This is a genomic window from Pseudomonas frederiksbergensis, from assembly GCF_000802155.2.
Classification (GTDB): Bacteria; Pseudomonadota; Gammaproteobacteria; order Pseudomonadales; family Pseudomonadaceae; genus Aquipseudomonas; species Aquipseudomonas frederiksbergensis_A.
The window spans coordinates 510,648-525,109 of record NZ_JQGJ02000001.1; the positions used below are offsets into that span (position 1 = coordinate 510,648).

11 protein-coding genes and 1 pseudogene are annotated in these 14,462 nt (G+C 60.4%); 10 read left to right on the forward strand and 2 right to left on the reverse strand.

Annotated features, from left to right (window positions below):
• The first annotated feature begins 415 nt into the window (after positions 1–415).
• The 9 genes from JZ00_RS02285 to aceA all read left to right on the forward strand — a co-directional run bounded on the left by JZ00_RS02285 (position 416) and on the right by aceA (position 11,364).
• Entirely contained in the window at positions 416–2,641 is a 2,226-nt protein-coding gene (locus tag JZ00_RS02285) for an NADP-dependent isocitrate dehydrogenase (RefSeq protein ID WP_039592883.1), read from the forward strand.
• Positions 2,642–3,226: 585 nt separating this feature from the next.
• Positions 3,227–3,673 (forward strand): NUDIX hydrolase, encoded by a 447-nt coding sequence (locus JZ00_RS02295; protein ID WP_039592882.1) that lies wholly within the window; start codon positions 3,227–3,229, stop codon positions 3,671–3,673.
• Between the two features lie 59 nt (positions 3,674–3,732).
• Positions 3,733–4,857, forward strand: coding sequence for a tRNA 2-thiouridine(34) synthase MnmA (gene mnmA / locus JZ00_RS02300; RefSeq protein WP_039592881.1), 1,125 nt, complete (start codon positions 3,733–3,735; stop codon positions 4,855–4,857).
• The gene (gene hflD, locus JZ00_RS02305) at positions 4,854–5,477 is read left to right on the forward strand and encodes a high frequency lysogenization protein HflD (protein ID WP_039592880.1); all 624 of its coding nucleotides are present in this window, start codon (positions 4,854–4,856) and stop codon (positions 5,475–5,477) included. The genes mnmA and hflD overlap by 4 nt, the downstream gene beginning before the upstream one ends.
• Positions 5,478–5,610: 133 nt before the next feature.
• Positions 5,611–6,981 carry an adenylosuccinate lyase gene (gene purB / locus JZ00_RS02310; RefSeq protein WP_039592879.1) on the forward strand — a complete coding sequence of 457 codons (1,371 nt, stop codon included), beginning with the start codon at positions 5,611–5,613 and terminating at the stop codon, positions 6,979–6,981.
• Positions 6,982–7,065: 84 nt separating this feature from the next.
• Positions 7,066–8,232, forward strand: coding sequence for a ribosomal protein uL16 3-hydroxylase (locus JZ00_RS02315; RefSeq protein ID WP_039592878.1), 1,167 nt, complete (start codon positions 7,066–7,068; stop codon positions 8,230–8,232).
• Positions 8,225–8,650, forward strand: coding sequence for a GNAT family N-acetyltransferase (locus JZ00_RS02320; RefSeq protein ID WP_039592877.1), 426 nt, complete (start codon positions 8,225–8,227; stop codon positions 8,648–8,650). The genes JZ00_RS02315 and JZ00_RS02320 overlap by 8 nt, the downstream gene beginning before the upstream one ends.
• Positions 8,651–8,820: 170 nt before the next feature.
• The gene (locus tag JZ00_RS02325; protein ID WP_039592876.1) at positions 8,821–9,582 is read left to right on the forward strand and encodes a secretin N-terminal domain-containing protein; all 762 of its coding nucleotides are present in this window, start codon (positions 8,821–8,823) and stop codon (positions 9,580–9,582) included.
• A 456-nt stretch (positions 9,583–10,038) separates the two neighbouring features.
• On the forward strand, positions 10,039–11,364 hold the full coding sequence (aceA, locus tag JZ00_RS02330) for an isocitrate lyase (protein ID WP_018925513.1): 1,326 nt from the start codon (positions 10,039–10,041) through the stop codon (positions 11,362–11,364).
• A gap of 111 nt (positions 11,365–11,475) precedes the next feature.
• Here the strand turns inward: aceA and JZ00_RS31850 are convergent, their stop codons facing one another.
• Positions 11,476–12,393, reverse strand: a complete 918-nt coding sequence (locus tag JZ00_RS31850) for a methyl-accepting chemotaxis protein (RefSeq protein WP_412177656.1) — start codon at positions 12,391–12,393, stop codon at positions 11,476–11,478.
• Positions 12,379–13,398 (reverse strand): annotated as a pseudogene (locus tag JZ00_RS31855) (methyl-accepting chemotaxis protein); the annotation flags it as partial. The pseudogene JZ00_RS31855 and the gene JZ00_RS31850, both read right to left, overlap by 15 nt.
• Before the next feature lie 641 nt (positions 13,399–14,039).
• On the opposite strand from JZ00_RS31855, the gene JZ00_RS02340 reads away from it, so the two are divergent.
• Entirely contained in the window at positions 14,040–14,453 is a 414-nt protein-coding gene (locus JZ00_RS02340) for an NADH-quinone oxidoreductase subunit A (protein WP_030141323.1), read from the forward strand.
• The last annotated feature ends 9 nt before the right edge of the window (positions 14,454–14,462 follow it).

Sequence of the window (14,462 nt, forward strand, 5' to 3'; positions counted from 1 at the left end):
CAAACCCTACGTTCGGCCCATCCCGGGCAAATTAATCAAGTTCGCCCCGTACAAGCCTGAAAACCAAGGGAAAAGCGCCAAAATCCAGCATAGTCCAACGCCACGGCATGCGACGTTTAGACCAATGGACGTGTACGGAAGTCTATGAACCGTCGGCAGATCGCCAGCTACCTATGTATAATGCCGCCGCTGACCACAGGGTCACGACGGCTGACGGCTCTATCACGAGACTTTCCGCCATTTTGAAAGCCGGACCGTTACCGCGGCCCGACCGCTTGACGCTCGACTGATGCACCCAACATCACCGCGAAGAAACCTCGACATTCGGCTCACGGATGACTTTGAACGAACGCGCTTACCCGGCGCCCCTCGAGTTTCTGCGCATGCTTTAGCAAAGAAGAGAGTTAATCCGAATATGCCCACCCGCTCGAAGATCATCTATACCTTCACCGACGAAGCGCCTGCCCTCGCCACCTATTCGCTGCTGCCGATCGTCGAAGCCTTCACCGCTTCGGCCGATATCGCCGTGGAAACCCGCGATATCTCCCTCGCAGGGCGCATCCTGGCCAGCTTCCCCGAGCAACTGGGCGACAAAGCCGTAGCCGACCACCTCGCCGAACTGGGCGACCTGGCCGTCACGCCTGAAGCCAACATCATCAAACTGCCGAACATCAGCGCCTCGGTGCCGCAACTGCAGGCCGCGATCAAGGAATTGCAGGCCCAGGGCTACGCACTGCCGGACTACCCGGAAACCGTGACCACCGACGCCGAGAAAGACGCTCGCGCTCGTTACGACAAGGTCAAGGGCAGCGCCGTGAACCCGGTCCTGCGCGAAGGCAACTCCGACCGCCGCGCGCCGCTGTCGGTCAAGAACTACGCTCGCAAGCACCCGCACAAGATGGGCGCCTGGGCTGCCGACTCCAAATCCCACGTGGCGCACATGAGTGCCGGCGATTTCTACGGCAGCGAAAAAGCCGCCCTGATCGACGCCGCGGGCAGCGTGAAGATCGAGCTGATCGCCAAGGACGGCACTGCCACCGTCCTGAAGGAAAAAACCACCGTGCAAGCCGGTGAGATCCTCGATTGCGCCGTGATGAGCAAGAATGCCCTGCGCAACTTCATCGCCGCCGAGATCGAAGACGCCAAGCAAAAAGGCGTCCTGCTGTCGGTCCACCTGAAAGCCACCATGATGAAGGTCTCCGACCCGATCATGTTCGGCCAGATCGTCGCCGAGTACTACAAGGACGCGCTGGCCAAGCACGCCGAAGTGCTGGAGCAGATCGGCTTCAACCTGAACAACGGCATCGGCGACCTGTACGCCCGCATCAAGGCCCTGCCGGCCGAGCAGCAGGCGCAGATCGAAGCCGACATCCAGGCGGTCTACGCCATTCGTCCAGCGTTGGCGATGGTCAACTCCGACAAGGGCATCACCAACCTGCACGTGCCGAGCGACGTCATTGTCGACGCCTCGATGCCGGCCATGATCCGTGACTCCGGCAAGATGTGGGGCACCGACGGCCAGCTGCACGACACCAAGGCCGTGATCCCGGATCGCTGCTACGCGACCATCTACCAGGCGGTGATCGAAGACTGCAAGCAACACGGCGCCTTCGACCCAACCACCATGGGCAGCGTGCCGAACGTTGGCCTGATGGCCAAGAAAGCCGAAGAGTACGGTTCCCACGACAAGACCTTCCAGATCAAGGCTGACGGTGTGGTCCGTGTTTCGGACAACAATGGTCAAACCCTGCTGGAGCAAACTGTCGAGGCTGGCGATATCTTCCGCATGTGCCAGACCAAGGACGCGCCGATCCAGGATTGGGTCAAGCTGGCCGTCAACCGCGCCCGCGCCAGCAGCACCCCGGCGATCTTCTGGCTCGACCCGATGCGTGCCCACGACGGCGTGATGATCGAAAAGGTCCAGGCCTACCTGAAGGACCACGACACTTCCGGCCTGGATATCCGCATCATGTCGCCGGTCGACGCGATGAAGTTCACCCTCACCCGCACCCGCGAAGGCAAGGACACCATCTCGGTGACCGGCAACGTGCTGCGTGACTACCTGACCGACCTGTTCCCGATCATGGAACTGGGCACCAGCGCCAAGATGCTGTCGATCGTACCGCTGATGAATGGCGGTGGCCTGTTCGAAACCGGCGCCGGCGGCTCGGCACCCAAGCATGTGCAGCAACTGCTGGAAGAGAACTTCCTGCGCTGGGATTCCCTGGGCGAGTTCCTGGCCCTGGCCGCGTCCCTGGAACACCTGGGCGTGACCTACAACAATCCTAAGGCGCTGGTGCTGGCCAAGACCCTCGACCAGGCCACTGGCGAGTTCCTGGACCGCAACAAGTCGCCTTCGCGCAAGGTCGGCGGCATCGACAACCGCGGCAGCCACTTCTACCTGACCCTGTTCTGGGCCCAGGCACTGGCCGCCCAGGACGACGACGCAGCCCTCAAGGCCCAGTTCACCACCCTGGCCAAGACCTTGACCGACAACGAAGAAAAAATCGTTGCCGAGCTCAACGCCGTGCAAGGCAAGCCCGTGGACATCGGCGGTTACTACTTCGCCAACCCCGAGCTGACCAGCAAGGCCATGCGCCCGAGCACCACCTTCAACGCGGCGATTGCTGCGCTGGTGTAAGGTTGTAAGGAAGCACCACGAACCCCGGCCTTGTGCCGGGGTTTGTGTTTCTGGCACTTACACCATTCACCAACCAGAACCCACACCTGTGTGCGAGCTTGCTCGCGATTGCAATTCATCATTCAATTCAAATATTGACTGACCCACCGCTATCGCGAGCAAGCTTTGCTCCCACAAATCTGACAGATGTATGACCGGGAGAACCAGGTCGGCTATCAGGCCGCCTCGCTTTTGATTTTGATCTCGGGCGCCCCGTTAACCACGATGGCCGAACGAAGGTGTTGCGCAGTGGGCACCTCGGCATGAATGCCGAGGTAGCCGCGCTGGGCCATGGATGGCCCTTCGCGGCGGCCCACGGAGCAATGCCTTCGTTCGGGCATGCCGAGCCTAGGCGAGGCACCGAATGGTGGGGCAAAGCCTTTTTGGTTACTTTTTTGGCGTCTGAAAAAAGTGACCCGCTGTAAGAGCGGAACCATAAGCAGCCGTTACCGCAGCAATGGATATGTACCCGATCAAGACCAGCGACCAGTCCATCATCGCGAACAACCCCTACAGCAGCTAACATCCGAGAAATAAAGGAGCCTTATGAACTGGCACCCCCACATCACCGTCGCCACCATCGTCGAAAACCATGGCCGCTTCCTGATGGTGGAAGAATCCAAAGGCGGACGCGCGGTGCTCAACCAGCCCGCCGGCCACCTGGACCCCAACGAAACCCTCATCGAAGCCGCCATACGCGAAACCCTCGAAGAAACCGGCTGGGACGTAGAACCCACCAGCGTCATCGGCATCTATCTCTACACCGCCCCGAGCAACGGCGTGACCTACCAGCGGGTCTGTTTCGCCGCCAAGCCCTTGAAACATAACCCCGACTACCAACTGGACGACGGCATCCTCGGCGCCAAATGGCTGACCCGCGCCGAACTGCTCGAGCAGCGCGAACACTGGCGCAGCGAGCTGATCATCCGCTGCATCGACGATTACCTAGCCGGCCATCGCCACAGCCTGGCGCTTATCCGCCCTTCTCTTTAGCCTTGCGCGCCCGGGCCTGATAGAATCGCGTCCTTTTTCAAGACACTCATTGAACTCCTATGCGTGATCCAGCCTCTTCGAGCACCCCAAAACAGCGCGTCATCGTCGGCATGTCCGGCGGCGTGGACTCTTCCGTTTCCGCCCTTCTGCTGATCGAGCAGGGTTATGAGGTGGAAGGCCTGTTCATGAAGAACTGGGAAGAAGACGACGGCACCGAATACTGCACCGCCATGGATGACTTGGCGGACGCCCAGGCCGTATGCGACAAGATCGGCATCAAGCTGCACACCGCCAACTTCGCCGCCGAGTACTGGGACAACGTGTTCGAGCACTTCCTGGCCGAATACAAGGCCGGCCGCACGCCGAACCCGGACATCCTCTGCAACCGCGAAATCAAGTTCAAGGCGTTCCTCGACTACGCCATGATGCTCGGCGCCGACCTGATCGCTACCGGCCACTACGTGCGCCGCCGCGACATCGATGGCCGCACCGAACTGCTCAAGGGCCTGGATCCGAACAAGGACCAGAGTTATTTCCTGCATGCCGTCGGCGGCGAGCAGATCGCCAAGACCCTGTTCCCGGTCGGCGAACTGGAAAAGCCTGAAGTGCGCGCGATTGCCGAGAAACACCAGCTCGCCACCGCCAAGAAGAAGGACTCCACCGGAATCTGCTTCATTGGCGAGCGCCGTTTCAGCGATTTCCTCAAGCAATACCTGCCGGCCCAGCCGGGCGAGATCAAGACGACCGAAGGCGAGGTCATCGGCCGCCACCATGGCCTGATGTACCACACCATCGGCCAACGCCAGGGCCTGGGCATCGGCGGGCTCAAAGACGCCGGCGACGAGCCTTGGTACGTACTGGTCAAGGACCTGGAGCACAACGAACTGATCGTCGGCCAGGGCAACGACCATCCCTGGCTGTTCTCCGGCGCCCTGCTCGCCTCCGACATCTATTGGGTCAACCCGATCGACCTCAGCGAACCGCGCCGCCTCACGGCCAAGGTTCGCTATCGCCAGAGCGACCAGCCCTGCACGCTGGAGAAAACCGCCAGCGGTTATCGGGCCACGTTCGATGATCCGCAGCGAGCGGTCACACCCGGCCAATCCGTGGTGTTCTATGACGGCGAAATCTGCCTGGGCGGCGGCGTGATCGAAGTCGCCGAGCCATGGAGCAGCAAGGCATGACGCCGATTCAGGAGCAACTGACGGCGCTGGGCGGCGTATTCCTCGCCGCCGTGCTGGTGGACCGGATCGCCAAGACCGGCCAGGCCACCGAAGCCGGCCTGGGCTGCATGCTCGGCAGCCTGCTGGTGCGCGATCCCAAGGACACGCTGGAGGTCTACGGTGGCGACGACCTGAACCTGCGCGAGGGCTATCGCGCCCTGATCGGCGCCCTGGAGCGCGACCCCAGCGCCCTGCAACGCGAACCACTGCGCTACGCCCTGTCGATGCTGGGCCTGGAGCGCCAATTGGCCAAGCGCGACGATTTGCTGGAAACCATCGGCAATCGCCTGCCGCAGATCCAGTCCCAGGTCGAGCACTTCGGTCCATCCCACGAAAACGTGATTGCCGCGTGCGGTGCGCTGTACCAGGACACCCTGAGCACCCTGCGCCAGCGCATCCAGGTGCATGGCGACATGCGCAACCTGCAGCAACCGAGCAATGCCTCGAAGATCCGCGCCCTGCTCCTGGCAGGGATCCGCTCGGCACGGCTGTGGCGACAGCTGGGCGGCCATCGCTGGCAACTGGTGATCAGCCGACGCAAATTATTGAAAGAGCTTTACCCGCTGATGCGCAACGAATGAATCCGCTCGCCAGAGGCAATAAACAGTTTTAACTTGTTACGCGTAACACGCCGGTCAGTTGGCGACGGACCGGCGCTGGTTTTCATGTATGATACGCGCCCCATTTCGTTGCCCGACTGTCCGAGAACACCCCATGCAGCTCTCTTCGCTCACTGCGGTTTCCCCTGTAGACGGCCGCTACGCCGGCAAAACCCAGGCCCTGCGCCCGATTTTCAGCGAGTACGGCCTGATCCGTGCCCGCGTCCTGGTTGAAGTGCGCTGGCTCCAGCGCCTGGCCGCCCACCCTGGTATTGGTGAAGTCCCGGCTTTTTCCGCCGAAGCCAACGCGGTACTCAACGCCCTCGCTGAAAACTTCGCGCTGGAGCACGCCGAGCGCGTCAAAGAGATCGAGCGCACCACCAACCACGACGTCAAGGCCATCGAATACCTGCTCAAGGAGCAAGCGGCCAAGCTGCCGGAGTTGGCCAACGTCAGCGAGTTCATCCACTTCGCCTGCACCAGCGAGGACATCAACAACCTGTCCCACGCCCTGATGCTGCGCGAAGGCCGCGATGAGGTGATGCTGCCCCTGATGCGCCAGACTGCCCAGGCTATCCGCGAGCTGGCGATCCGCTTCGCCGACGTGCCGATGCTGTCGCGCACCCATGGTCAACCGGCTTCGCCGACCACCCTGGGCAAGGAGCTGGCGAACGTTGTCTACCGCCTGGAGCGCCAGATCGCCCAGGTGGCCGCCGTGCCGCTGCTGGGCAAGATCAACGGCGCCGTGGGCAACTACAATGCCCACCTGTCGGCCTACCCGGACATCGACTGGGAAGCCAACGCCCGCGCCTTCATCGAAGACGAACTGGGCCTGAGCTTCAACCCGTACACCACCCAGATCGAACCGCACGACTACATCGCCGAGCTGTTCGACGCGATCGCACGCTTCAACACCATCCTGATCGACTTCGACCGTGACATCTGGGGCTACATTTCCCTGGGTTACTTCAAGCAGCGCACCATCGCCGGCGAAATCGGATCCTCGACCATGCCGCACAAGGTCAACCCGATCGACTTCGAAAACTCCGAAGGCAACCTGGGCATCGCCAACGCGCTGTTCCAGCACCTGGCGAGCAAGCTGCCGATTTCCCGCTGGCAGCGCGACCTGACCGACTCTACCGTGCTGCGCAACCTGGGCGTAGGTTTCGCCCACAGCGTCATCGCCTACGAGGCCAGCCTCAAGGGCATCAGCAAGCTGGAGCTCAACGAGCAAAAGATCGCCGCCGACCTGGACGCTTGCTGGGAAGTCCTGGCCGAGCCGATCCAGACCGTGATGCGTCGCTACAACATCGAAAACCCGTACGAGAAGCTGAAAGAGCTGACCCGTGGCAAGGGCATCAGTCCTGAAGCGCTGCAGACTTTCATCGATGGCCTGGACATGCCTGCCGAGGCCAAGACCGAGTTGAAGAAGCTGACCCCGGCCAGCTACATCGGCAACGCGGCGGCACAAGCCAAGCGCATCTGATCCATCGCTCCACCTTTGAGACGCCCGGCCGCGCCGGGCGTTTTTATTCGCGGCTGAAAAGTATATTTTTTCAATAGGTTACACATGAATCCTGACATTCCACTGCAACTCCTGGGCGGCATCACGGCACGGGAGTTCCTGCGCGACTACTGGCAGAAGAAACCGCTGCTGATCCGCCAGGCCATTCCTGACTTCGAAAGCCCGATCGATGCCGACGAACTGGCTGGCCTTGCGCTGGAAGAAGAAGTCGAATCGCGCCTGGTGATCGAGCACGGCGAGCGACCTTGGGAATTGCGTCGCGGCCCATTCGCCGAAGACGAATTCAGCAAGCTGCCGGAGCGCGAGTGGACCTTGCTGGTGCAGGCTGTCGACCAGTTTGTCCCCGAAGTCAGCGAGTTGCTGGAGCATTTCCGCTTCCTGCCGAGCTGGCGCATCGACGACGTGATGATCAGCTTCGCCGCCCCTGGTGGTGGCGTGGGCCCGCATTTCGACAACTACGACGTCTTCCTGCTGCAAGGCCATGGCAAGCGCAACTGGAAGATCGGCCAGATGTGCGACTCCGAGAGCCCGCTGCTGCCCCACGCGGACCTGCGTATCCTTGCCGATTTCGAAGCCACCGAAGAGTGGACCCTGGAACCCGGCGACATGCTCTACCTGCCGCCGCGCCTGGCTCACTGCGGCGTCGCCGTGGATGACTGCATGACCTACTCGGTCGGCTTCCGCGCGCCGAGTGCCGCCGAAGTCCTGACTCATTTCACCGACTTCCTCAGCCAGTTCCTGCCGGACGAAGAGCGTTACACTGACGCCGATGCACGCCCCGTGGCTGACCCGCATCAGATCCAGCACGACGCGCTGGACCGCCTCAAGGGCCTGTTGGCCGAGCACATGAGCGACGAGCGTTTGCTGCTGACCTGGTTCGGCCAGTTCATGACCGAGCCACGCTACCCGGAACTGGTGGTGGGCCCGGAACTGGAAGAAGACGACTTGCTCGCCGGCCTGGAACAGGGCGCGGTAATCATCCGCAACCCGAGCGCACGCCTGGCTTGGTCGGAAGTCGATGACGACCTGCTGCTGTTCGCCAGCGGCCAGAGCCGTTACCTGCCGGGCAAGCTGCGAGAGCTGTTGAAGATGATTTGCGCCGCCGACGCGCTGCACATCGAAAACCTTGGCCCATGGCTCGCCGATGAAGAGGGCCGCAGCCTCATCCATGAGTTGGTCAAGCAAGGCAGCCTGGGGTTCGCCGATGAATAAAATTCACGTTCGTGTCGCAGACTGGCAAAAGGATAACGCCGAGATCCGGCGCATTCGTGAAGCGGTGTTCATCGCCGAGCAATCCGTACCTCCCGAGCTGGAGTGGGATTCGGATGACCAGGACGCCGTGCATTTCCTGGCCTTCGAAGGGGACTTTCCCATCGGCACCGCCCGCTTGTTGGCTGACGGCCATATCGGCCGCGTCTCGGTCCTCAAGGACTGGCGCGGCCTGAAGGTCGGCGATGCCTTGATGCATGCACTCATTGCCGAGGCCGAGAAACGCGGGCTCAAGCAACAGATGCTCAGCGCCCAGGTGCACGCCACGCCGTTCTACGAGCGACTGGGGTTCGCGGTGGTCAGCGAGGAATTCCTCGAAGCCGGCATTCCTCATGTGGACATGGTGCGGCGCTCGGCCTGAGCCCCGCAGCAAGCAGCACCACAATTCCCTCGCCACAAAAGCATCCTGCAACGCCCAAAACGCCTCGCCATCCACCGATGCCGGGGCGTTTTGCCGTCTACCATTCAACTTGCCCCACCCGAGGCCGACAAACTGGCAATATCAGGCCTTTGTCTCACGGAGAAATGGACATGCTCGCACGCACCCTGCTGACCTTCCTGCTGCTTGGTAGCAGCCTGTCAGCCATGGCCGACACACAAATCGTGCCGCTGAACTACCGCACCAGCGCGGACTTGCTGCCGGTGGCACAGAACTTCATCGGCAAGGACGGCCAGGTCAGCGCCTACGGCAACCAACTGATCGTGAACGCCGAACCAGGCAAGATCGAAGAACTCCGGCAATTCCTGGCTCAGCTGGACACCGCTCCCAAGCGCTTGCTGATCACTGTCGACACCAATGAAAACAACCTGCAGGGCGACCAGGGTTACTCGATCAACGGTGCCGCGCCCAGCCAGACTCGCATCATCAACCGCAGCACCGCCAGCCGTGACGGTGGCGTGCAGCAGGTGCAGGCCAGCGAAGGCCAGCCGGCGCTGATCCAGGTCGGCCAGAGCGTGCCGTTCACCAGCAACCAGACCGACAGCTACGGGCGCATGCAAAGCCAGACCGAATACCGCAACGTCACGCAGGGCTTCTACGTCACCGCCAGCGTCACCGGCGAGACCGTTCATCTGAGCATCAGTACCAACCGTGACCGCATGAGCCAGGAACGTCCCGATGTAGTGAACGTGCAAAGTACCGACACAACCGTCAGCGGACGCCTGGGAGAATGGATCACCCTGGCCGGGGTGAATCGCCAGACTCAAGCCGATAAACAGGGCCTGACCCGCAGCTACTCGACCCAGGGCCGGGATGACATGATTCTGCGGGTGAAGGTCGACACCTTGAACTGAAGCACCAGAAACTGACTGATGAGTCGTATTAGACCAAAGATGTAGTGCTTGAAAAAAAGCACTACAAAACGTTTGACGAGCCAAAAAACCGAAGGCATGATGGCCTCGCTCCCGCTAATCAGGGGCCCTGGCAAGGGCCTTCGGGTCGATGCTTGCAACCACCCTGCGAGCCGATTCGTGTCTGTACCGCCCACAAGGTGTGTTTGACGAGGTTGCGACTGGAACGAAGTTGTCCCGAGGGACGGAAGCGTAACTAGGTAACCCGGCATCACTCTGAGTTCGTATGAAGGCCCACGACGCCCGAATGCGCCCGCAGTTCGCCTCTACCTGCTCACTTTCCCCTCGAGCCCATCGTTCATCCCGTCGCCTCCCCGCCTGAACCGACTTGTATGCCACCCCCCGGTCGGCAGGAGCAGGAATTTTCCACCCCAGACCTATGCGACGAGGTTTATCTCCATGGCACTGACACGCGAACAGCAAATTGCAGCCCTTGAAAAAGACTGGGCTGAAAACCCGCGCTGGAAAGGCGTGAAGCGCAATTACTCCGCTGCTGACGTCGTCCGTCTGCGTGGTTCGGTTCAACCTGAGCACACCTTTGCGAAAATGGGCGCAGAGAAGCTGTGGAACCTGGTCACCCAGGGCGCCAAGCCATCCTTCCGTCCCGAGAAAGACTTCGTCAACTGCATGGGCGCCCTGACTGGCGGCCAGGCCGTACAACAAGTCAAGGCCGGCATCCAGGCCATCTACCTGTCGGGCTGGCAAGTGGCTGCGGACAACAACTCCGCCGAGTCGATGTACCCCGACCAGTCGCTGTACCCGGTGGATTCCGTTCCAACCGTGGTCAAGCGCATCAACAACTCGTTCCGCCGCGCCGACCAGATCCAGTGGAAAGCCGGCAAGAACCCGGGCGACGAAGGCTACATCGACTACTTCGCTCCGATCGTGGCTGACGCCGAAGCCGGTTTCGGCGGCGTGTTGAACGCCTACGAGCTGATGAAGAGCATGATCGAGGCAGGCGCCGCCGGCGTTCACTTCGAAGACCAACTGGCCTCGGTGAAAAAATGCGGCCACATGGGCGGCAAGGTACTGGTTCCGACCCAGGAAGCCGTACAGAAGCTGACCGCTGCCCGCCTGGCGGCCGACGTTGCCGGCGTACCGACCATCATCCTGGCCCGTACCGACGCCAACGCCGCCGACCTGCTGACCTCGGACTGCGACCCGTATGACCAGCCGTTCGTCACCGGCACTCGCACCCAGGAAGGCTTCTACAAAGTGCGCGCCGGCCTCGACCAGGCCATCGCCCGCGGCCTGGCCTACGCGCCGTACGCCGACCTGATCTGGTGCGAAACCGCCAAGCCGGACCTGGACGAAGCCCGTCGTTTCGCCGAAGCGATCAAGAAGGAATACCCGGACCAACTGCTGTCGTACAACTGCTCGCCTTCCTTCAACTGGAAGAAAAACCTGGACGACGCGACCATCGCCAAGTTCCAGCGCGAACTGTCCGCCATGGGCTACAAGCACCAGTTCATCACCCTGGCCGGCATCCACAACATGTGGCACAGCATGTTCAACCTGGCGCACGACTACGCCCGCAACGACATGACCGCCTACGTGAAGCTGCAAGAGCAGGAATTCGCTGACGCCGCCAAAGGCTACACCTTCGTGGCCCACCAGCAGGAAGTGGGCACCGGCTACTTCGACGACATGACCACCGTGATCCAGGGCGGCACCTCGTCCGTGACTGCGCTGACCGGTTCGACCGAAGAAGAACAGTTCCACTGATCACAAAAACAAACGGCCCTTGCGGACCGAATAAAAGCTAACCGCAAAGCCGACGATCTGAAGCCCCGACTGGTTCGGGGCTTTTTTTTGCCGGCTTCCCCGGCTCGCTTCTCAAACCTTGAAATGACTGACCAACTGCTGCAGCTGGTTACCCAGGCGCGCCAGTTCGACGCTGGAGGCTGCGGTTTCTTCGCTGGCTGAGGCGGTCTGCTCGGAAACATCGCGCACGCTCAGGATACTGCGGCTGATTTCCTCGGCCACCGAGCTTTGTTGCACCGCGGCGGCGGCGATCTGTTGATTCATGATCTGAATGCCGGACACCGCCTGGTTGATGTTACCCAGGGATGCACCTGCCCTGCTGGCCAACTCCACGCTGCTGTCGGTCAGTTCGCGGCTGTTTCGCATCATGCTCGATACCTGGCGCGTGCCGTTCTGCAATCCCGCCACCAGGCTTTCAATTTCCTCGGTGGAATGTTGGGTACGCTGGGCCAGCCCCCGGACTTCATCGGCGACCACGGCAAAACCGCGTCCGGCGTCACCCGCCCGGGCGGCCTCGATGGCGGCGTTAAGGGCCAGCAAGTTGGTCTGTTCAGCCACCGCCCTGATCACATCCATGATCGTGCCAATGCGCCCGCTTTCTTGCTCCAGCTCGCTCATGGCTTCGACTGAACGACCGACCTCGCTGGCCAAGCGCTCGATTTGAACGATGGCTTGCGCGACTACTTCGTCGCCAATACGGGCTTGCGCATCGGCCTCTGATGCGGCTGCGCGAGCTTGTTCGGCATTACGCGCGACCTCATGCACCGTGACCGACATTTCGTGCATGGCGGTCGCCACCTGATCGGTTTCGGTCTTCTGGCTGTTAACGCCGGCGCTGGTCTGCTCGGTGACAGCCGATAATTCTTCGGCGGCACTGGCGATTTGCGTAACGCCATCGCGAATGCCCTCGATCAAGTCGCGCAGGGTGGCGCCCATGCGCTGGATACCCTGCTGCAAGATCCCCAGTTCATCCTTGCGGGTCACGATCATATGTTGGGTGAGGTCGCCTGCCGCAATGCGGTCGACCACCGCCAACGTGTCACGCAACGGCCGGGTAATCTGGCGGGTAATGATCAGGGCGGCAAGAATCCCCAACAACATCGCCAAGGCAGCACAGCTCAACTGCAGGACGCGAGCCTCGGCGCTGTCTTCGTCCCGAGAGACCAATTGGCTGGCATACATTTCGTCAGACAGACCGGTGATGGTTTCACCCAGATCGACCGTATCCTGCACGGCCTTGCCAATGGCCTGATTACTGGCAGTGAAGTCCTGCACCGAACGGCGGTAGGCAACCAGCGCGGCTTCCAGTTGCTTGAAGGTATCGGCGTAGGCCGGACCGAATGCGCTATTGAGGGTTTCGATGCCCTTGAGTGCATTTTCGAGCTGGCGATTGGCGGCCTGCTCGGTAACGCTGTTGGGGTTGCCGGTATAGCCACGCACTTCGTAACGCACCAGTGCCACATCCTCTTTTGCCTTGAGGATGATCCTGTACAACTCAAAGCGGCGCTCATCCGAGGCAGGCATTGCTTCGACGTCATTGATGACTTTGGCAATCAGCGCAGCGCCCTTGACCGCATTGACGCCCATCTCCTTGCGCATGGCTGCGTCATTGCGATAAGCCTCGCGCATCGTATCCAGGGCCACTTGATAGCGCGTGCTGGCCTGCTCGATCAGCGCCAGTTTTTGCAGGTTTTCAGGCTTTTTCAACTCGCTTGCGAGGCTTTTCTGCTTGGCAACAAACTGCTCCAGCGACGCCTGGATTGCTGCACCCTTCTGTTCATCGCCCCTGTCCAGTTGGTATTGCAAGCGAGCCCTGCGCAGGTGATCAAGACGGTTACCGAGCTCGGTAATGCTGGTCATTCGATCAGTACGCTCGATCATTTTCCCCAGGCTGAACCAGCCGGTCGCAGCGAGAATGGCGGTCAGAAGCAGCACAACGGCAAAGCCCAAAGCCAGCTTGAGCATGACGCTCATATTCGCGATCCAAGAGTTCATGACAGTCCTTACGATAATCAGCCGCGATCATTCAGGACTGGCGCGGCTATCTGAGAAGGGGGCTTAGCCTAATCACATATTGATATAGATGATTAGACGAATGAGGCATAAAGATAGCCATTTGACATCAATCCTTCAAGGGAAGAGTCGACGTTGCATGACGGCGGCGAATGACAGCCCGCCTTGCGGATCCAAGCTCCACCGCGTACGTCGCTCAAGAAAGTTTCGTGCAATAAATAGAAAATTGATCGAACGCAGTGTTGGGCTGTCTGAAAAGGAGTAAAACGTGCGGCGCTGACAATTGCAGTAGCGACGATGTTAGGAAGGCCCTCCTGCACTACATTAAGTGCACCGTGGAACGGTCACCACAGATAATAATAATTATCATTTGAAAGGCATTATCATTGTTACATCCCCCACGAAATATTATTGATGAACAGACGCCCAGCCCCCACCAGGCCTGGGTTGCAGAGCCTTGGAGGCGTGCTATGTCCTTATTCCAATAAATAATTTCATCATAGGAATTTTACTTGCCCGGTGTTTAGCCATAAAATCACCGCGATTGATTGCTGCGACATATCGTCACTGCGTTATTTCTTTTCAAGCTCAGAGACCTTTGCTCTCTGTTAAGGATTTCCAGCATGCCCGAAGCGACAGGACTCATGGCCCACAACTGGGGCTTTGCCATTTTCCTTCTGGGTGTCGTCGGCCTGTGTGCCTTCATGCTCGGCGTGTCGAGCCTGCTCGGGTCAAAAGCCTGGGGCCGCAGCAAAAATGAACCGTTCGAGTCCGGCATGCTGCCTACCGGTGGCGCCCGCTTGCGGCTCTCAGCCAAATTCTATCTGGTCGCGATGCTCTTCGTGATCTTCGATATCGAAGCCCTCTTTCTCTTTGCCTGGTCTGTGTCCGTCCGCGAAAGCGGCTGGACCGGATTTGTCGAAGCTCTCGTTTTCATAGCAATTCTGTTGGCAGGTCTTGTCTACCTTTACCGGGTGGGGGCTCTTGATTGGGCTCCGGAAGCTCGGCGCAAGCGGCAAGCGAAGCTGAAACAATGAGGCTTTGGC